The sequence below is a fragment of the Massilia suwonensis genome (genome assembly GCF_042655665.1).
Classification (GTDB): domain Bacteria; phylum Pseudomonadota; class Gammaproteobacteria; order Burkholderiales; family Burkholderiaceae_D; genus Telluria; species Telluria suwonensis.
Genome location: NZ_JBHSMR010000013.1, coordinates 1163908 through 1182133, shown reverse-complemented (window position 1 = coordinate 1182133; position 18226 = coordinate 1163908). Strand labels below are relative to the sequence as shown.

The window sequence follows — 18226 nt, the reverse complement described above, 5'->3', positions numbered from 1 at the left end:
TAGTTTAGTTTTCGGGAGAATCGCTTGAGCCGTTCACGCAACCGCCGCGTTGTCATTACCGGCCTGGGCTGCGTTTCCCCCATCGGCAACAATATCGCCGATGCGTGGAGCGCAGCGCTGGCCGGCAAGTCGGGCATTGCCAACATCACCAGGTTCGATGCAACGCCGTTTTCGACCCGCTTCGCCGGCGAGGTCAAAGGCTTCAATATCGAGGATTACATCCCCGCCAAGGAAGCCCGCAACATGGATACCTTTATCCATTTCGGCATGGCAGCGGGTATCGAAGCCCTGCAGGATTCGGGCATTGAAGTCACCGAAGAGAATGCCGATCGCATCGGCGTGATCGTCGGTTCCGGCATCGGCGGCTTGCCGCGCATCGAAGAGCAGAAGGACGAGTACGACAAGCGCGGCCCGCGCCGCATTTCGCCGTTCTTCGTGCCTGCATCGATCATCAACATGATCTCGGGCGACCTCTCGATCAAATTCGGGTTGCGCGGTCCGAACCTGGCCATCGTCACGGCCTGCACCACCGGCCTGCACTGCATCGGCGCGGCCGGCCGCCTGATCGAATACGGCGACGCCGACGTGATGATCGCCGGCGGCGCCGAGTCGACCATCTCGCCGCTGGGCCTGGGCGGTTTCGCCTCGGCACGCGCACTGTCCTCGCGCAACGAGGATCCGGCGACGGCTTCGCGTCCATGGGACGCCGACCGCGACGGCTTCGTGCTGGGCGAGGGCGCCGGCGTCATGGTGCTGGAAGAGTACGAGCACGCCAAGGCGCGCGGCGCGAAGATCTACGCCGAGCTGCTGGGCTTTGGCATGAGCGCGGACGCCAACCACATCACGGCGCCGATGGAAGACGGCAGCGGCGCGAGCCGTTGCATGGTGTCGGCCATGAGCAATGCCGGGATCAATGCGGACCAGGTGCACTACGTCAACGCACACGGTACCTCGACGCCGCTGGGCGACCTGGCTGAAGTGCAGGGCATCAAGCGCACCTTCGGCGACCACGCGCACAAGCTGGTGGTCAACTCGACCAAGTCGATGACCGGCCACCTGCTGGGCGGCGCCGGCGGCCTCGAGTCCGTGTTCACGGTGCTGGCGATCCACAACCAGGTCTCGCCGCCGACGATCAACCTGTTCAACCAGGATCCGGCCTGCGATCTCGACTTCGTGGCGAACACCGCCCGCGACATGCAGATCGACTACGCCGTGAAGAACTCGTTCGGCTTCGGCGGTACCAACGGTACCCTGGTCTTCGCAAAAGTCTGATCTTTAGAACGCGTGAGAAAGCCCCCAGGGCAAGGCGCATCGTCGAAGGCAGTACGCTGTACGGCGAGACGATGCAACGAAGCCATGGGGGCTTTATCACGCGTTCGGTTTGAACCTGCCGCGCCCGGTCCTGTCTAAAGGATCGGGCGCCTGACCCTGCCGCACCCCGCGCGCGGCAGGCGTTCCGTTTCACTTTCCCCTCATCCGATGTCCCTTGCCGTGTCCGCACGTGTCGCGCCGTCGCGCCGTTTGCGCGCGGGCCTGCTGCTGTTCGCGCTGGTGCAGTTGTGCGCCGCGCTGACGGTCGGCCTGGTGTTGCTGCAGCGCGTCGCCGGCGCGTCTTTTTGCGCGGCCTTTTTCCTCCTTGCAGCGCTCTTCTTGCTGCACGGATGGGCGGGTGCGACTAAGACGCACCAGATTGATGTATCTGGAACCGGCAGCATCCGCCTGACGGTACAACAGGAGATGGAAGCCGATCCGCTGGCCTCCAAGGGATTCGTGGTCACGCTGTTGCCCGCAACCCTGGTCTGGCCGGCGCTGCTTCTGCTGCACCTGGCCGACGAGAAGGGCGCGACCCGCATCGTGCCGGTTCTGCGCGACAGCCTGGCGCCCGCTGAATACCGGGCGCTGCGCGTGGCGATCGGCACCCTGTGCCGGCGCACTGAACACGCGGCAACGACGAACGAAATACTTTGAACTTATTGCAGCCGGCCAACTCTTAAGCTTGGAGGGAGATGCGATCCTTCCGGCCGGCGCAGTCTTGGGACACGGTCAGTGACAACAGAACGCGAGGGTGATCAACTGCTGGTCGAACGCGTCCAGGCCGGTGACAGGCAGGCGTTCGACTTGCTGGTGGCAAAATATCAGCGCAGACTGATGCGTCTGGTGTCGCGCCTCGTGCACGATCCGGCGGAAGCCGAGGACGTGGTGCAGGAAACGTTCATCAAGGCGTTTCGCGCCCTGCGCCATTTCCGCGGCGAGTCCGCGTTTTATACCTGGCTGTATCGAATCGGAATCAACACGGCAAAGAATTATCTCGTCACACAAGGCAGGCGCGCACCGACCTCAACCGAAGCAGATACGGAACGTGCTGAAGGGTTTGACGATGCAGACAGCTTGCGCGATATTAATACACCGGAATCGGTGTTAGCGAGCAAGCAGATCGCTTACACGGTCAATGCGGCAATGGAAGCCTTGCCGCTGGAATTGCGGACGGCGATTGTCCTGCGTGAAATCGAGGGTTTGAGCTACGAGGAAATCTCCGAAGTGATGGCCTGTCCGATCGGGACGGTGCGCAGCAGGATTTTTCGCGCACGAGAGGTCATTGCCGAAAAATTGAAGCCTTTGCTCGATTTTCCGGATAAACGTCGGTAGCTGGCGTTATCGCATTAACTGAACCCGGGTCGGCTTTTCCAAAGGGCTGGCCGGGCAACCCAACCTGGGATTATTTGGATTACCTGGCTACTGGAACCATCGATGGACACCAACAAAAAAAACCGCGAACGTATCTCCGCCTTGTGCGACGACGCGTTGCCAAAAGACGATCATGAGCTCGCCTGCGCAGCCCTCGGCACGGCCGACGGGCAATCAGCGTGGGAAGTGTACCACCTGATCGGCGATGTGCTGCGCACGGGAGAGTCTGCCGACCTCTCTCCCGGCTTTGCGGCGCGCCTGAGCGCGCGCCTGGCAAGCGAACCGATGCATCCGCGCCGCCCCACGGCCGAGCTCGAGACCGTCAAGATGGCGGCCCCGGCGGCGCCGACCCTCTCGTCCTGATTCTCTCTCCTGGCGGCCCGTCCTGGTGCCGCCGCGACGCCCTGCGTAGGGCCAGCCGGCCGCCGGATCTCGTCCCGGCCGGCAGCGCGCACGCCCTCAGCCGCATGCGCGACAAGACGGCGGTTTTTGGCTTACCATAACGTCAATTTCCGTCCTCACTCCTGACTCCCATGACAAGCAAACACATTGCCAGCGTCCTCGTGTCGGCCCTGATGTTGACGTGCGCCGGCCTGTCCGTTCCCGCCACCGCCGCCGCAGCCGCCGCTGCGCCGGTCCCGACGCCGGTGGTGACGGGCTTGCCGGACTTTTCCGACCTGATCGACAAGGCCGGACCCGCCGTCGTCAACATCCGCACCACCGAACGCGTGCGCATGGGGCAGGGCGGACCGGGAGAGGAAGAAATGCAGGAATTCCTGCGCCGCTTCTTCGGCCAGCCGATCCCGCGCCGCCGCTCGCCGCAGCCGCAGCAGGAGGAGCAGGAAGTGCAGCGCGGCGTCGGCTCCGGCTTCATCATCTCCGACGACGGCTATGTGCTGACCAATGCCCACGTGGTCGAAGGCGCCGACGAAGTGACCGTCACGCTGACCGACCGCCGCGAATTCAAGGCCAAGGTGCTGGGCTCGGACCGCCGCTCCGACGTCGCCCTGCTGAAGGTCAGCGCAACGAATCTGCCTTACCTGCGCACCGGCGACTCGAGCAAGATCCGGGTCGGCGAATGGGTGATCGCGATCGGCTCGCCCTTCAACCTCGACAACACGGTGACGGCCGGCATCATCTCGGCCAAGTCGCGCGATACCGGCGAGTACCTGCCGCTGATCCAGAGCGACGTCGCCGTCAATCCCGGCAACTCGGGCGGCCCGTTGATCAACATGCGCGGCGAAGTCATCGGCATCAACTCGCAGATCGCCACGCTCTCCGGCGCCTACAACGGCATCTCGTTCGCCGTGCCGATCGACGAGGTCATGCGCGTGGCCGACCAGCTCAAGAAGACCGGACGCGTGACGCGTGGGCGCCTGGGCGTGCAGATCAGCGAAGTCACGCGCGACGTCGCCGAGTCGCTGGGCCTGGGCAAGGCGCGCGGCGCCGAAGTGTCGATGGTGGAAGCGGGCGGTCCGGCCGAGAAGGGCGGGATCAAGGTCGGCGACATCATCCTGAAATTCAACGGCGCGCCGATCGAGACGACGCGCGACCTGCCGCGCCTGGTCGGCGCCAGCAAGGTCGGCGCCCGCGCCAGCGTCACCGTCTGGCGCCGCGGCCAGCAGCTCGAGGTGCCGGTCACCATCGTCGCGCTGGAAGACGAAAAGGCGGAAGCCGCCAAGCCGACGCCGAACAAGCCGACGCCGGGCGCGGCGCCGAACGCGCTCGGCCTGCACGTCTCCAACCTGAGCGCCGAACAGCGCCGCAGCCTTCGCCTGGAAGGCGGGGTCGTGGTCGATTCCTCCGAGGGCAGGGCGGCCACCGCCGGCGTACGCGCGGGAGACATCATCCTGCAGATGAACAATGTCGAGATCAAGGATGCGGCCCAGTTCAACGGGTTGGCCGGCAAGCTCGATCCGAAGAAGAGCGTGGCGGTACTGGTGCGGCGCGAGAACGTGACGCAGTATCTCGTGATCAAGCCGGTCAAATGACGCGCTTTACTCTGTACTCCCGCAGTTACTGCCATCTCTGCGAAGACATGCTCAACGCCTTGCAGGCGCTGGCGCCGGAGGGGCGGCCGTTCGAGGTCGATGTGATCGACGTCGATGCCGATTCCGCGCTGGTCGAGCGTTTCGACGAGCTGGTGCCGGTACTGTTCGGGCGGCTGGACGAGCCAGAACTGTGTCATTACTTCCTCGATGCAGAGGCCGTGCAGCGCTATCTCGACCGAGAGCCCGCCAAAGCAGCATAGGACGTAGGGTGGGCGGGTCCCCCGCCCACCCTACATCCCTCCGAATGCCGTCAACATGACGCCATCGTCCGCGTGGGCACGGAGCGCCCGATGAACCCGTGGGCGCGGCCATTGGCCACGCCCACCCCTACCTCCTTACAGAAACCGGGCTTTCTACCCTGAAATCCGGTAAAATGCCTGGTTTGGAAAAGCGTTGGCCCCGGTACTCCGGCTTACACGTTGAGCTTAGATGACACATAGGCGCTCGCCTGGGGACCACCAGCCCCACACGAAGCGCCTTTTTCGTATGGCGCCCCGCTGTTTCGCCCCTTTTTGGTTTTGAGCTTTGTTAATGAACAACATACGTAACTTCTCCATCATCGCCCACATCGACCACGGCAAATCGACCCTGGCAGACCGCATCATCCAGCTGTGCGGCGGCCTGTCGGATCGCGAAATGGACGCGCAGGTGCTCGACTCGATGGACCTGGAGCGCGAGCGCGGCATTACCATCAAGGCGCAGACCGCGGCCCTGCAATACAAGGCGCGCGACGGCCAGACCTATAACCTGAACCTGATCGACACCCCCGGCCACGTCGACTTCAGCTATGAAGTCTCGCGCTCGCTGTCCGCCTGCGAAGGCGCACTGCTGGTCGTCGACGCCAGCCAGGGCGTGGAAGCGCAGACGGTCGCCAACTGCTACACCGCGCTGGACCTGGGCGTGGAAGTGGTGCCGATCCTGAACAAGATCGACCTGCCGCACGCCGATCCGGACAACGCCAAGAAGGAAATCGAGGACGTGATCGGCATCGACGCGTCCGACGCCACCGTCTGCTCGGCCAAGACCGGCCTGGGCGTGGAAGACGTGCTGGAAACCCTGATCGCCAAAGTCCCGCCGCCGAAGGGCGACCCGGACGCGCCGCTGCAGGCCCTGATCGTCGACTCCTGGTACGACCCCTACGTCGGCGTCGTGATGCTGGTGCGCGTGGTCAACGGCACCCTGCGCCCGAAAGAGAAGATCCTGCTGATGGCCACCGAATCGGTGAACCTGGTCGAGAACATCGGCGTCTTCACCCCACGTTCGGTCTCGCTGCCGGAACTGAAAGCCGGCCAGGTGGGCTTCATCATCGCCGGCATCAAGGAACTGACCGCTGCCAAAGTGGGCGACACGGTGACGCACGCCGCCAAGCCGGCGCCTGAGCCGCTGCCGGGCTTCAAGGAAGTCCAGCCGCAGGTCTTCGCCGGCCTGTTCCCGGTCGAGGCGAACCAGTACGACGCCCTGCGCGACTCGCTGGAAAAGCTCAAATTGAACGACGCCGCCCTGATGTACGAGCCGGAAGTGTCGCAGGCGCTGGGCTTCGGCTTCCGCTGCGGCTTCCTGGGCCTCTTGCACATGGAGATCGTGCAGGAACGCCTCGAGCGCGAATTCGACATGGACCTGATCACCACCGCGCCGACCGTGGTGTACGAGGTCGAGATGCGCGACGGTTCCATCATCCGCGTCGACAACCCGTCGAAGATGCCGGAGCCGTCGAAGATCAACGAAGTGCGCGAACCGATCGTCGACGTCAACCTCTACATGCCGCAGGAATATGTCGGTTCGGTGATGACGCTCTGTAACGGCAAGCGCGGCATCCAGATGGACATGGCCTACCACGGCCGCCAGGTGAAACTGCACTACGAAATCCCGATGGCGGAGATCGTGCTCGACTTCTTCGACCGCCTGAAATCGACCTCGCGCGGCTATGCCTCGATGGACTACGAGTTCAAGGAAAACCGCGCCGCCGACGTGGTGAAAGTCGACATGCTGATCAACAGCGAGAAGGTCGACGCACTGGCCATCATCGTGCACCGCGCCAACGCCCCGTACCGCGGGCGCCAGGTGGCGGCCAAGATGCGCGAGCTGATCCCGCGCCAGATGTTCGACGTGGCGATTCAGGCGGCCATTGGCGCCACCATCATCTCGCGCGAAAACGTCAAGGCGCTGCGCAAGAACGTGCTGGCGAAGTGCTACGGCGGTGACGTCAGCCGCAAGAAAAAACTGCTTGAGAAACAAAAAGCCGGTAAAAAACGCATGAAACAGGTTGGTTCGGTGGAGATTCCACAGGAAGCCTTCCTCGCCATCCTTCAAGTGGAAGATAAATGAACCTGCAACCGATCCTGGGAAATTTCGCGCTCATCCTCTTCGTTCTCATGGTCGTCACGGGAGCCGTCTGGTTCCTGGACGTGTTCGTACTGGCCAAGCAGCGCCGCGCCGCCGCCGACGCCGCGCTGGCCGAATACGATGCCCGTACGGCCAAGCTGACGGCCGACGGTATCAAGGTCGACAACAACGGCAACCGGGCGGCCCTCGAGGCGGCCCACCTGCGCCAGCCGACCTGGGTCGAGTACTCGGGCAGTTTCTTCCCGGTGATCGCGCTGGTCTTCTTCCTGCGCTCCTTCCTGTGGGAGCCCTTCAAGATCCCGTCGAGCTCGATGGTGCCGACCCTGCTGGTGGGCGACCTGATCCTCGTGAACAAGTACACCTATGGCATCCGCCTGCCGATCGTGAACAAGAAGATCATCGAGATCAACGATCCGCAGCGCGGCGACGTCATGGTCTTCAAGTATCCGAAGGACATGAGCCAGGACTACATCAAGCGCGTCATCGGCGTGCCAGGCGACAAGATCACCTACGAGAACAAGCGCCTGACCGTGAACGGCGTGCCGGTGGAGTACACCCCGCTGGACGACTACCTGGACGACGAACGGCCGATCTACCACAAGCAGTTCGTGGAAAAGCTGCCGGGCACCGAGCACCGCATCCTGAACACGGACCCGGCGCGCTCCTTCAACCTCGACGGCGTGGAGAACTTCCCGCATCGCGAGGCCTGCGACTATTCGTATGATAAATTTACCTGTATCGTACCGGCAGGCAACTACTTCATGATGGGCGATAACCGCGATAACAGCGCGGACAGCCGTTACTGGGGTTTTGTCCCCGACAAGAATATCGTCGGCAAGGCTTTCCTGGTCTGGATGAACTTCGGCGATCCGAAGCGCATCGGCGGGATCAAATAAGGCGGTGTCCGTTCTCGGCAAGGAGTCATGATGCAGGTTTTCTCGCGCAAGCAAGCTGGTATTTCGCTCACCGGACTGATCCTGGTCCTGATGGTCCTCGGCGTGTTTGCGCTGCTGGCGATCAAGATCGTGCCGTCCTACCTGGAATTTCGCGCCGTGCGTGACGGCATGACGCGCGCCAAGGCGGCCGGGGGCAGCGTGGCCGAGATGCGCCAGACCTTCGACAAGTTTGCCGAGATCAATAACGTCGAAGCCATCCATGGGCGCGACCTGGTCATCAGCCGCGACGGCGCAAATCCGGAAATCAGTTTTGCCTACGAAAAGCGCATTCCCCTGACCGAACGCGCCACCCTCGTCATCGATTACGATGGCACGACCGACCCGAGCGGCGTGGTCGCCGCTAAAGCGGACTGATCCAAGCTGAGGATCCTGCCTGCCGGGTCGCGCCCGTCGGTCTCGCGGCCGGCATCAGCACGGCGCGCGCCGCCCGGCGCCGCCCAACCGAGCAGGAAGCGCCGCCTTTGCCGCGGCCGTACTACAATACATCGACAATGAATCTTCAGTTATTGCAAACGCGCTTGGGTTATACGTTCCGGGATGCTGGCCTCCTGCAGCAGGCCCTGACGCATCGCAGCCATAGCAGCCTGCATAACGAACGCCTGGAATTCCTGGGCGACTCGATCCTGAACTGCGTCGTCGCCTCGATCCTCTACGAACGCTTCAGCCACCTCGACGAGGGCGACTTGTCGCGCCTGCGCGCCAACCTCGTCAAGCAGCAATCGCTCTACGAAATCGCCCAGAAGCTGGAGCTGTCGCAATTCCTGCGCCTCGGCGAAGGCGAACTCAAGTCGGGCGGTTTCCGCCGTCCCTCGATCCTGGCCGATACCCTGGAAGCCTTGCTGGGCGCGATCTTCCTCGACGCCGGCTTCGATGCCGCGCGCAACGTGATCCGCGCCTTCTATATTCCGCTGCTGGAAACGGTCGATCCGCGCACCCTGGGCAAGGACGCCAAGACCCTGCTGCAGGAATTCCTGCAGAGCCGCAAGATTTCCCTGCCTACCTATAACGTGATCGCCACCCACGGCGCCGCCCACAGCCAGGAATTCGAGATCGAATGCCTGGTGCCCAAGCTCAATATCCAGGTCTTCGGCCGTGGCGGCAGCCGCCGTGCCGGCGAACAGGCCGCCGCGCGCCTGGCGCTGGAAACGGCCGAGCAGGCGCTGCGCAAGACCCCGGCCGCGGGCCGCAAGGCCAAGCCGCGCGCCGCCCAGCTGAAACTGGCCGGCATCGCCACCATCCAGGGCGACGAGGCGGCCGACGGGCACGTCGTTGCCCCTACTAAACAAGCGTAATGAGCATGAACACAGAACACACCCCGGGCGAACAGCCTGAAGAGCAGGCCAGCGACAAGCCGGCGGTCGACATCGGCGCCTTCTTCCGCGAGCGCGGCGAGGCCGCCGCCACCCCGCAGGGCTTCCGCTGCGGCTACATCGCCATCGTCGGCCGTCCGAACGTGGGCAAGTCGACCCTGATGAACGTGCTGATCGGCGCCAAGGTGTCGATCACCTCGCGCAAGGCGCAGACCACGCGCCACCGCATCACCGGCATCCAGACGCACGACGACGCCCAGTTCATCTACGTCGACACGCCGGGCTTCCAGACGCGTCACTCGAATGCGCTGAACAAGACCCTGAACAAGACGGTCTCGAACACGCTGACGGCCTCGGACGTCGTGCTCTTCATCGTCGAGGCCGGCACCTTCGGCCCGGCCGACCAGCAAGTGCTCGACCTGCTACCGAAGAACGTCCCGGTGATCCTGGTGATCAACAAGTCGGACCGCATGAAGGACAAGGCGACCCTGATGCCTTTCGCCCAGAAAGTGGCTGCCCTGCGCGACTTCACGGCCATCGTGCCGGTGTCGGCCAAGCTGCGCTTCCAGGTCGACGCCCTCGAGCGCGAGATCCGCAGCCACCTGCCGGAAAATCCGCCGATCTTCGGGCCGGACGACATCACCGACCGCAGCGAGAAATTCCTCGCCGCCGAGATCGTGCGCGAGAAAGTGTTCCGCCTGCTGGGCGACGAGCTGCCCTATACCAGCACCGTGCTGATCGAGCAGTTCCTGCAGGAGGGCAATCTGCGCCGCGTCTTCGCCGCCATCCTGGTCGAGCGCGATACCCATAAATCGATGATCATCGGTAACAAGGGAGCGCGCCTGAAGGAAATCTCGACTCAGTCGCGCCTGGACATGGAAAAGCTGTTCGGCGGCCCCGTGTACCTGGAAATCTGGGTCAAGGTCAAATCCGGCTGGGCCGACAACGAAGCGGGCCTGCGCGCCTACGGCTACGAATAAGCGGCCGGAGGACTGCGCCCACGCATGACGAGCCTCGATACCACTCCTGAGAAAGAGGCGCCTGACGCGGCGCAGGCGGCCACGCCGGTGCCGCGCCGCAGCCGCGTACCCGTCCGCGAAACCCGGGTGACCGGCCAGCCCGCCTTCGTCCTGCACAGCTATCCCTACAAGGAAACCAGCCTCATCGTCGACCTGTTTACGCGCGACCATGGGCGCATTGCCGTCGTGGCCAAGGGCGCGAAACGGCCGCTGTCGAAGCTGCGCGGGGTGCTGCAAACCTTCCAGCCCTTGTCGGTGTCGTGGAGCGGCAAATCCGAACTGCGCACCCTGATCGACGCCGAATGGGTAGGCGGCATGCTCCCCATCGAACGCACGGCCTTGCTGTGCGGCTTTTATCTGAACGAATTGCTGGTGAAATTGCTGGCGCGCGACGACCCCCATCGCGCCTTGTTCGACCACTACATTTCGACGCTCAACGAACTCGCCCACGACGAACCGGCACAAATTGCCTTGCGAAAGTTCGAACGGGCCTTACTTAAGGAAACGGGCGTTGCCGCGGACCTGAGCCGCTCGACGACCAGCCGCGCGCTGGTCGAGGCGACGACGGATTACGTGGTCGATCCCGAACGCGGCGCGCGCGAAGCCCGCGTGTCCGATGTCTGGCCCGTGGTGTCCGGCAAGACCCTGCTCGACATGGAGCGCGAGGACTACGCCGATCCGGCCACCCAGGCGCAGAGCAAGCAATTGATGCGTTTCCTGCTGGCGCACCACCTGGGCGGCGCGCCGCTGAATACCCGGCAGATCCTGATTGACCTGATGCAGTTATAAAACCACAAACATTATGAGCTTCCTGCAACCCGTCGGCCCCGTCATCGACCTGGGCGTCAACATCGACCACATCGCCACCGTGCGCAACGCGCGCGGCACCGTCTACCCAGACCCGTTGCGCGCCGCGCTGCTGGCCGAGCAGGCCGGCGCCGACCTGATCACGCTGCACCTGCGCGAAGACCGCCGCCACATCAAGGATGCCGACGTCCTCGCCATGCGCCCGCAGCTGGCCACGCGCATGAACCTGGAAGCGGCCGTGACCCAGGAAATGATCGACTTCGCCTGCCAGGTGCGCCCGCAGGACGTCTGCCTGGTGCCCGAGCGGCGCGAGGAAGTGACGACCGAAGGCGGCCTCGACGTAATCCGCTACTTCAAGGAAGTCGAGACGGCCGTGAAACAGCTGAAAGGCGAGGGCATTCGCGTGTCGCTCTTCATCGATGCCGACGAACAGCAGATCGCCGCCGCCCAGCAGACCGGCGCCACCGTGATCGAGCTGCACACGGGCCGCTATGCCGAGGCCGAAGGCGCGGAAGCCTTGCACGAACTGGAACGCATCAAGGTGGGCGTCGCCGCCGGCGTGAAGCACGGCCTGGTGGTGAATGCCGGCCACGGCCTGCACTACACCAATGTGCAGCCGGTCGCCGCAATCCGCGACATCGCCGAGCTGAACATCGGCCATGCGATCGTCGCGCATGCGCTGTTCGCCGGCTGGGAGAATGCGGTGCGCGAGATGAAGGCGATCATGGTCGCCGCGCGCCTCGGCGTCAGCCTGGGGGCACAATGATCTACGGCATCGGCACCGACATCGTCCAGATCTCGCGTGTCGAGGCCGCACTCGCGCGCAACGAGCGCTTCGCCGAGAAAATCCTCGGCCCGCAGGAACTGGAAAAGTTCCGCGCACGCCGCGCCCGCAGCGAAGTGCGCGGCCTGCGTTTCCTGGCCACGCGCTTCTCGGCGAAGGAGGCGTTTTCGAAAGCCATCGGCCTGGGTATGCGCATGCCGATGACCTGGCGTTCGGCGCAAATGCTGAATGCCCCGAGCGGCAAGCCCGTCATCGTCTGCAGCGGGGCGCTCGAGGAATTTATGCAGAAGAATGGATTGAGCGCCCAGGTGACGATCAGCGACGAGGCCGACTATGGCGTCGCCTTCGTCATCGTCACACAGGACGCGCAATCTTAAACACCGACACGCAAGCAAATCACCCGTGACCAAGGAAGTGCAATCCCCCGAGCTGCCGCAGAATCCGGCGCCTGACAACGCCGTCCCCGACCATGTGGCGGAGGCGCCCGTCTCCTATGTCGCCGCAGGCGGCGCAGCGATGCCGGCGCCTCATCCGGTGGAAGACAAGCCGGTCCGCGCCCGTAAAGCTAAGGCCGAGCCGCGCCCGCGTCCCGATTCGCGGCAAGTGATGAAGGAAGAATTGACGGCCACCCTGCGCGACGATGCCGCCGCGCCGGTGAAGCCGAGCATGTCGGCGCGCGAACAGGTGCTGGCCACCGTCGCCAAACTGCCCGGCCTGCCGGGCGTGTACCGCTACTTCGACGCCAACCAGAACGTGCTCTACGTCGGCAAGGCGCGCAACCTGAAGAACCGCGTGTCGAGCTATTTCCAGAAGAATTTGTCGAGCCCGCGCATCGCGATGATGGTCTCGCAGATCGCGCACCTGGAAACGACGGTCACGCACAGCGAAGCCGAAGCCCTGATCCTGGAAAACAACCTGATCAAGGCTTTGAAGCCGCGCTACAACATCCTCTTCCGCGACGATAAAAGCTATCCGTATCTAAAAATCACGGGCGGCGACTTCCCGCGCATGGCCTATTACCGGGGCGCCTTGGACAAGAAGAACCAGTACTTCGGGCCTTTCCCGAGCGCCTGGGCTGTGAAGGAATCGATCCAGATCCTGCAGAAGGTCTTCATGCTGCGCACCTGCGAGGACAGCGTGTATGCCAACCGCACGCGTCCCTGCCTGCTGCACCAGATCGGCCGCTGCAGCGGGCCGTGCGTGAACCTGATCGACAAGGAAGAGTACAGGCTGGACGTCGAGAACGCCGCGAAGTTCCTGCGCGGACGCCAGACCGAGGTGATGGAAGACCTGCAGCACAAGATGCAGGGTTTTGCGGAAAAACTGATGTTCGAGCAGGCCGCCGGCGTGCGCAACCAGATCCAGTCGCTCTCGCGCGTGCTGCACCAGCAGAGCATGGAAACGACGGGCGACGCCGACGTCGACGTCATCGCCGTGGTGGTGCAGGGCGGGCGCGCCTGCGTCAACCTGGCCATGGTGCGCGGCGGGCGCCACCTGGGCGACCGCGCCTACTTCCCGACCCAGGTCGGCGAGGCGCTGACCGAGGGTTCGATCGAATGCGAAGTGCTGGCCGCCTTCCTGGTCCAGCACTACACCGACAAGTTCGTGCCGAACTGCCTGATCCTGAACATCGAGTTCGACCAGCCGGAACTGATGATGGCGCTGACCGAGCAGTGCGGCCACCGCATCAACCTGATCTTCCAGCCGCAGGGCCAGCGCCGCCAGTGGCTTGAGCTCGCTCAAAAGGGTGCGGAGATCTCTCTGGCGCGTCTGCTGTCTGAACAAGGGTCGCAGCAGTCGCGTACGCGCGCGCTGGCCGAGGCCTTGTCGCTTGACGCGACCGACCTCGAAACCTTGCGCATCGAATGCTTCGACATCAGCCACACGGCAGGGGAGGCGACCCAGGCATCCTGCGTGGTGTTCCACCACCACGCGATGCAGAACTCGGAATACCGGCGCTACAACATCAACGGCATCACGCCGGGCGACGACTATGCGGCCATGCGCCAGGTCTTGATGCGCCGCTACGAGAAGGTCGCGGGCGGCGAGGGCGTCATGCCCGACGTCGTGCTGGTCGACGGCGGCAAGGGGCAAGTCGAGATGGCGCGCCAGGTGTTCAGCGAGCTGGGCCTGGATATCGGCCTGATCGTCGGCGTGGCCAAGGGGGAAGGGCGCCGCGTCGGCCTCGAAACCCTGATCTTCGCCGACGGCCGCACGGCGCAGGAACTGGGCAAGGAATCGGCCGCGTTGATGCTGGTGGCCCTGATCCGCGACGAGGCGCACCGCTTCGCCATCACCGGCATGCGCGCCAAGCGCGCCAAGGCGCGCCAGGCTTCGCGCCTGGAAGAAATCGAAGGCATCGGCGCCAAGCGCCGCCAGCGCCTGCTGGCCCGCTTCGGTGGGCTGCGCGGGGTGATCGATGCGAGCGTCGAGGATCTGTGCAGCGTGGAGGGTATTTCGACGGCGCTGGCTGAGGAAATTTACCGGCAGCTGCACTGAACGCTGGCCTGCGGGGCGGGATCGCCGCCGGCTTTGTTCCGGCGGCGTAAACGCGTGGAGTCGGGACTCCACCCTACGATCGCGAAATGCGATCGGTACGTCAGCACTCCGGCGCACGTAGGGTGGAGTCCCGACTCCACGCGGTACAGCGCCATCCCATCGTGAACGCGTCTCCTGCCGCTATCGCCCTGCCGAGCTCAACTGGTTTAAAAAGCAATACCCATGTAGACTAGCGGCGCACGCTTTTTTAACGGTAAGCCAGTTCACGCCCTTATGCCTTTCAACATCCCGATTCTCCTGACCTGGTTACGTGTAGCACTCATCCCCCTCGTTGTCGGCGTCTACTACCTCCCCGCACAGTGGCTGCCCCATGCAGACCAGAACCTGGCAGCGACCCTCGTCTTCATCATCGCAGCAGTCACCGACTGGTTCGACGGCTTCCTGGCCCGCCGCTGGAACCAGACCTCGGCCTTCGGCGCCTTCCTCGATCCGGTCGCCGACAAGCTGATGGTGGCCGGCGCCCTCCTGATCCTGATCCAGCTGCAGCGCGTGGATGCCGTGATCGCCTTCATCATCATCGGCCGCGAAATCACGATCTCGGCCCTGCGCGAATGGATGGCCGAAATCGGCGCGCGCAAGTCGGTGGCGGTGAGCTCGCTGGGCAAAGTGAAGACCGCCGCCCAGATGGCCGCGATCCCGATGCTGCTCTTCCATGACCGCATCCTCGGCATCGACACCCACTTCTGGGGCGAGATCCTGCTGTGGGTCGCCGGCGTGCTGACGGTATGGTCGATGTTTTACTACCTGCGCCGCGCGTGGCCGGTCATTAAGGAAAAAGGCGGGAATTTGTAAGATTACTTCTCTGTCATCCTTGACGTACGGATCAGATCATCTATAATGCTTGCCTGTTGCGACAGACATCGCAGCAAACGACAGACAAAGCGGGAGTAGCTCAGTTGGTAGAGCGCAACCTTGCCAAGGTTGAGGTCGAGAGTTCGAGACTCTTCTCCCGCTCCAACGTTTGCAGCAGTCGGTAGTAACGGGTTGTCTTGGAAGTTGAAACAATTTCTGCGATAATCGATGTTTCCAGCATGCGGGAGTAGCTCAGTTGGTAGAGCGCAACCTTGCCAAGGTTGAGGTCGAGAGTTCGAGACTCTTCTCCCGCTCCATGTTCGGAAGCAGCTTAAGTAGGTAAGAAACACACTCCGTGCGGGAGTAGCTCAGTTGGTAGAGCGCAACCTTGCCAAGGTTGAGGTCGAGAGTTCGAGACTCTTCTCCCGCTCCATTAAGGCGTGTCATAGCAGTAACTCCTAAGCGGGAGTAGCTCAGTTGGTAGAGCGCAACCTTGCCAAGGTTGAGGTCGAGAGTTCGAGACTCTTCTCCCGCTCCAAGAATTCAGAGAAGACTTTTCTTCTCCTGTTGATGCGGCAAATAACCCGCCGGCTCAGCAGCGATACGACATACTCTGGCGAGGTAGCAAAGCGGTTATGCAGCGGCCTGCAAAGCCGTCTAGACGGGTTCGACTCCCGTCCTCGCCTCCAGAACAAAGCCAAAATCGCCTCTCGAAGGCGATTTTGCTTTTTCCGGGCTCCGTTCAAGATTGCAAACTCGACCATGGGTCACGACATCCACACCCTCAAGGAAGCCCGCGCCCTGGCGCTGCGGGTCTGGCGCGACGCCTCCACCTTTTTCCTCAGCATCGAGCTGGCACTGATGGTGCTGGTGGCCGTGTCCACCGTCGCCGGCGTCTTCCTGGCCGCCATGGGCGACCTGCGCTGCATCCTCGCCTTCGGCTTCGCGATCGCCTACGTGGCCACGCGCTCGGTGCTGCATGTGAGGCGCAAGCTAAGCTGGCCGTTCATCTGAACTTATTCGTTTTCCGTTGAGGTAGCACATAAGCCGCCAGCCCAGCAGTCGTACTATAGAACCCATGGCGAGGTAGCAAAGTGGTTATGCAGCGGCCTGCAAAGCCGCCCAGACGGTGTTCGACTCCCGTCCTCGCCTTCAGACACCAGCCAAAATCGCCTCTCGAAGGCGATTTTGCTTTTCTGGCCCCTCAATCCAGGAAAGTCGCCCTTTACCTAAGCTTATTCGTTTTTCGTTAATGTGCCACATAAGCAGACGGCTCAGCAGGCGTACTATAGAACCCATGGCGAGGTAGCAAAGTGGTTATGCAACGGCCTGCAAAGCCGTCGAGACGGTGTTCGACTCCCGTCCTCGCCTCCACACACCAGCCAAAATCGCCTCTCGCAGGCGATTTTGCTTTTTTTTCGGGCCTCCATCCACGGCCATCAGCGGCGCCGCATCGCCGCCAGCAGGGCCACCGCGCTCAGCACCAGCAGGGCGCCCAGCAGATACAAGGCATTGTCCATGCTGCCTGTCGCCGTCTTGATCTGCCCGATGGCCCACGGACCGGCGATGCCGCTGGTGATGCCGACGCTGCTGATCATGGCGATGCCGCCGGCGCGGTCCCCCTGCGCCAGGTAGCGCGTCGGGATCGCCCAGAAGATCGGCAGCGCCGAGAAGATCAGGGCGGTGGCCATCGACAGCAAGGCTAGCGCCGCCGCCAGGCTGCCCGGGTGCAGCGTCAGGGCCGACAGGGCCAGCGCGCCGCCCACCGTGCAGGCGCAGAAGAAGCCCCGGTGCGCCGCCCTGCGGTCGGCCTGGCGCGCGACCAGGATCACGGCCACCGCGCCGATCGCGTTCGGGATCACCGAGTACAGGCTCACCATCACCACGTCCTTCACGCCGAAGTCACGGATCATCAGCGGCATCCAGAAGCTCAGGGTCAGCGAGGCGCAGGTCAGCGAAAAGTAAATGAGGGCGAACAGGTAGACGCGCGGGTTGGTGAAGTACGATGCCTTGCCGGCGGGCTGTCCGTGCTGCGCCGGCGTCTCGTCGGCCAGGTTGGCGGCCAGGCGCGCCTTTTCGCCGCGATCGAGCCAGCGCGCGCCCTCCGGTTTGTCGTCCAGCCAGAAGCAGGCGATCGCGGCCAGCAGCAGCGCCGGCGAGCCTTCCAGCACGAACATCCACTGCCAGCCCTTCATGCCCAGCACGCCGGCCATGTCGCGCATGATCCAGCCCGACACCAGGCCGCCCAGCACACCGGCCACCGCGACGCCGGCGAAGAAGAAGGAGAGCACCGAGGCGCGCCGCAGCGAGGGATACCAGTAAGTCAGGTACAGCACGATGCCAGGGAAGAAGCCGGCCTCGAATACGCCGAGGAAGAAGCGCAGCACGTAGAACTGGGTCGGCGTCGACACGCCCATCATCGCCACCGAGGCCGCGCCCCAGAGCAGCATGATGCGCACAAAGGTCTTGCGCGCGCCGTATTTCGCCAGCAGCAGGTTGCTCGGCACTTCGAACAGCACGTAGCCGACGTAGAACACGGCCGCGCCCAGGCCGTACATGGCGTCGGAAAAGCCGAGGTCCTGCTTCATCTGCAGCTGGGCGAAGCCGATGTTGATGCGGTCCAGGAAGGAGACCACGTAGCAGACGAACAGGAAGGGGATGATGCGCAGCGAGACCTTGCGGTACAGGGCGGCGTCGGAATCGTCGGATGCGAGGGCGCGCGGCGGCGCCTCGACGTTGAGGGATGCTTGCATGCTTGTCTCCACGAGGGTTGCGATGTCGGTCTTGATGCCGGTTGCGGGATCGCTGATCGATCCGCTTTGCACCATCGTAGGGAGGCTTGATTGCGATGACAATTACGGCAAGATCATAGTTACTATGAATGCCGTTCATAGCGTATATGCAGCACTATGAATACGAT

Annotated in this window: 18 protein-coding genes and 7 tRNA genes; 24 read left to right on the top strand and 1 reads right to left on the bottom strand. The window is 63.4% G+C overall.

Annotated features, from left to right (window positions below; genetic code table 11):
- The first annotated feature begins 24 nt into the window (after positions 1 to 24).
- The 24 genes from fabF (at position 25) to ACFPQ5_RS13190 (ending at position 16680) form a co-directional block, all read left to right on the top strand.
- Positions 25 to 1272, top strand: coding sequence for a beta-ketoacyl-ACP synthase II (gene fabF, locus ACFPQ5_RS13305; protein WP_379756192.1), 1248 nt, complete (start codon positions 25 to 27; stop codon positions 1270 to 1272).
- Positions 1273 to 1491: 219 nt separating this feature from the next.
- Positions 1492 to 1968 carry a protein YgfX gene (locus ACFPQ5_RS13300; protein ID WP_379756189.1) on the top strand — a complete coding sequence of 159 codons (477 nt, stop codon included), beginning with the start codon at positions 1492 to 1494 and terminating at the stop codon, positions 1966 to 1968.
- Between the two features lie 78 nt (positions 1969 to 2046).
- Positions 2047 to 2646 carry an RNA polymerase sigma factor RpoE gene (gene rpoE, locus ACFPQ5_RS13295; protein WP_379756186.1) on the top strand — a complete coding sequence of 200 codons (600 nt, stop codon included), beginning with the start codon at positions 2047 to 2049 and terminating at the stop codon, positions 2644 to 2646.
- A gap of 102 nt (positions 2647 to 2748) precedes the next feature.
- The gene (locus tag ACFPQ5_RS13290; protein WP_379756183.1) at positions 2749 to 3048 is read left to right on the top strand and encodes a sigma-E factor negative regulatory protein; all 300 of its coding nucleotides are present in this window, start codon (positions 2749 to 2751) and stop codon (positions 3046 to 3048) included.
- A 170-nt stretch (positions 3049 to 3218) separates the two neighbouring features.
- Positions 3219 to 4676 carry a DegQ family serine endoprotease gene (locus tag ACFPQ5_RS13285; RefSeq protein WP_379756180.1) on the top strand — a complete coding sequence of 486 codons (1458 nt, stop codon included), beginning with the start codon at positions 3219 to 3221 and terminating at the stop codon, positions 4674 to 4676.
- Positions 4673 to 4936, top strand: coding sequence for a glutaredoxin family protein (locus tag ACFPQ5_RS13280; protein ID WP_379756177.1), 264 nt, complete (start codon positions 4673 to 4675; stop codon positions 4934 to 4936). Before ACFPQ5_RS13285 ends, ACFPQ5_RS13280 begins: the two co-directional genes overlap by 4 nt.
- Before the next feature lie 331 nt (positions 4937 to 5267).
- Positions 5268 to 7061: a translation elongation factor 4 gene (lepA, locus tag ACFPQ5_RS13275; RefSeq protein ID WP_379756174.1), complete on the top strand. Its 1794-nt coding sequence runs from the start codon at positions 5268 to 5270 to the stop codon at positions 7059 to 7061.
- Entirely contained in the window at positions 7058 to 7975 is a 918-nt protein-coding gene (gene lepB / locus ACFPQ5_RS13270) for a signal peptidase I (protein ID WP_379756171.1), read from the top strand. Before lepA ends, lepB begins: the two co-directional genes overlap by 4 nt.
- Positions 7976 to 8002: 27 nt before the next feature.
- Positions 8003 to 8389: a DUF4845 domain-containing protein gene (locus ACFPQ5_RS13265; RefSeq protein ID WP_379756169.1), complete on the top strand. Its 387-nt coding sequence runs from the start codon at positions 8003 to 8005 to the stop codon at positions 8387 to 8389.
- A gap of 137 nt (positions 8390 to 8526) precedes the next feature.
- On the top strand, positions 8527 to 9327 hold the full coding sequence (gene rnc, locus ACFPQ5_RS13260; protein WP_379756167.1) for a ribonuclease III: 801 nt from the start codon (positions 8527 to 8529) through the stop codon (positions 9325 to 9327).
- Positions 9328 to 9332: 5 nt separating this feature from the next.
- A complete protein-coding gene (gene era, locus ACFPQ5_RS13255) occupies positions 9333 to 10325 on the top strand; it encodes a GTPase Era (protein ID WP_379756164.1) in 993 nt (330 codons plus the stop codon).
- Between the two features lie 24 nt (positions 10326 to 10349).
- Positions 10350 to 11153 (top strand): DNA repair protein RecO, encoded by an 804-nt coding sequence (gene recO / locus ACFPQ5_RS13250; protein WP_379756161.1) that lies wholly within the window; start codon positions 10350 to 10352, stop codon positions 11151 to 11153.
- Positions 11154 to 11166: 13 nt separating this feature from the next.
- Positions 11167 to 11937: a pyridoxine 5'-phosphate synthase gene (locus ACFPQ5_RS13245; protein WP_379756158.1), complete on the top strand. Its 771-nt coding sequence runs from the start codon at positions 11167 to 11169 to the stop codon at positions 11935 to 11937.
- Positions 11934 to 12332, top strand: coding sequence for a holo-ACP synthase (acpS, locus tag ACFPQ5_RS13240; RefSeq protein WP_379756155.1), 399 nt, complete (start codon positions 11934 to 11936; stop codon positions 12330 to 12332). The genes ACFPQ5_RS13245 and acpS overlap by 4 nt, the downstream gene beginning before the upstream one ends.
- Positions 12333 to 12621: 289 nt before the next feature.
- On the top strand, positions 12622 to 14454 hold the full coding sequence (uvrC, locus tag ACFPQ5_RS13235) for an excinuclease ABC subunit UvrC (RefSeq protein ID WP_379760109.1): 1833 nt from the start codon (positions 12622 to 12624) through the stop codon (positions 14452 to 14454).
- 273 nt (positions 14455 to 14727) lie between these two features.
- Complete coding sequence (pgsA, locus tag ACFPQ5_RS13230; RefSeq protein WP_379756152.1) at positions 14728 to 15306, top strand: CDP-diacylglycerol--glycerol-3-phosphate 3-phosphatidyltransferase; 579 nt, start codon at positions 14728 to 14730, stop codon at positions 15304 to 15306.
- 89 nt (positions 15307 to 15395) lie between these two features.
- Positions 15396 to 15471 (top strand) — tRNA-Gly (locus ACFPQ5_RS13225).
- Positions 15472 to 15547: 76 nt separating this feature from the next.
- Positions 15548 to 15623, top strand: a tRNA-Gly gene (locus ACFPQ5_RS13220).
- Between the two features lie 40 nt (positions 15624 to 15663).
- A tRNA-Gly gene (locus ACFPQ5_RS13215) sits at positions 15664 to 15739 on the top strand.
- Between the two features lie 29 nt (positions 15740 to 15768).
- A tRNA-Gly gene (locus ACFPQ5_RS13210) sits at positions 15769 to 15844 on the top strand.
- Positions 15845 to 15921: 77 nt separating this feature from the next.
- Positions 15922 to 15995 (top strand) — tRNA-Cys (locus ACFPQ5_RS13205).
- A gap of 73 nt (positions 15996 to 16068) precedes the next feature.
- A complete protein-coding gene (locus ACFPQ5_RS13200) occupies positions 16069 to 16320 on the top strand; it encodes a hypothetical protein (RefSeq protein ID WP_379756149.1) in 252 nt (83 codons plus the stop codon).
- Between the two features lie 66 nt (positions 16321 to 16386).
- Positions 16387 to 16458: transfer RNA gene (locus ACFPQ5_RS13195), tRNA-Cys, on the top strand.
- 147 nt (positions 16459 to 16605) lie between these two features.
- Positions 16606 to 16680 (top strand) — tRNA-Cys (locus ACFPQ5_RS13190).
- Positions 16681 to 16745: 65 nt separating this feature from the next.
- Here the strand turns inward: ACFPQ5_RS13190 and ACFPQ5_RS13185 are convergent.
- Positions 16746 to 18059 (bottom strand): MFS transporter, encoded by a 1314-nt coding sequence (locus ACFPQ5_RS13185; RefSeq protein WP_379756146.1) that lies wholly within the window; start codon positions 18057 to 18059, stop codon positions 16746 to 16748.
- Between the last annotated feature and the right edge of the window lie 167 nt (positions 18060 to 18226).

Coding starts and splice junctions, on each gene's coding strand:
- lepA (WP_379756174.1), top strand. CDS start 5,268: ATGAACAACATACGTAACTTCTCCATCATCGCCCACATCGACCACGGC.
- recO (WP_379756161.1), top strand. CDS start 10,350: ATGACGAGCCTCGATACCACTCCTGAGAAAGAGGCGCCTGACGCGGCG.
- ACFPQ5_RS13185 (WP_379756146.1), bottom strand. CDS start 18,059: ATGCAAGCATCCCTCAACGTCGAGGCGCCGCCGCGCGCCCTCGCATCC.
- uvrC (WP_379760109.1), top strand. CDS start 12,622: ATGTCGGCGCGCGAACAGGTGCTGGCCACCGTCGCCAAACTGCCCGGC.
- ACFPQ5_RS13200 (WP_379756149.1), top strand. CDS start 16,069: ATGGGTCACGACATCCACACCCTCAAGGAAGCCCGCGCCCTGGCGCTG.
- acpS (WP_379756155.1), top strand. CDS start 11,934: ATGATCTACGGCATCGGCACCGACATCGTCCAGATCTCGCGTGTCGAG.
- ACFPQ5_RS13290 (WP_379756183.1), top strand. CDS start 2,749: ATGGACACCAACAAAAAAAACCGCGAACGTATCTCCGCCTTGTGCGAC.
- era (WP_379756164.1), top strand. CDS start 9,333: ATGAACACAGAACACACCCCGGGCGAACAGCCTGAAGAGCAGGCCAGC.
- ACFPQ5_RS13265 (WP_379756169.1), top strand. CDS start 8,003: ATGATGCAGGTTTTCTCGCGCAAGCAAGCTGGTATTTCGCTCACCGGA.
- ACFPQ5_RS13280 (WP_379756177.1), top strand. CDS start 4,673: ATGACGCGCTTTACTCTGTACTCCCGCAGTTACTGCCATCTCTGCGAA.
- ACFPQ5_RS13285 (WP_379756180.1), top strand. CDS start 3,219: ATGACAAGCAAACACATTGCCAGCGTCCTCGTGTCGGCCCTGATGTTG.
- pgsA (WP_379756152.1), top strand. CDS start 14,728: ATGCCTTTCAACATCCCGATTCTCCTGACCTGGTTACGTGTAGCACTC.
- ACFPQ5_RS13245 (WP_379756158.1), top strand. CDS start 11,167: ATGAGCTTCCTGCAACCCGTCGGCCCCGTCATCGACCTGGGCGTCAAC.
- lepB (WP_379756171.1), top strand. CDS start 7,058: ATGAACCTGCAACCGATCCTGGGAAATTTCGCGCTCATCCTCTTCGTT.
- rnc (WP_379756167.1), top strand. CDS start 8,527: ATGAATCTTCAGTTATTGCAAACGCGCTTGGGTTATACGTTCCGGGAT.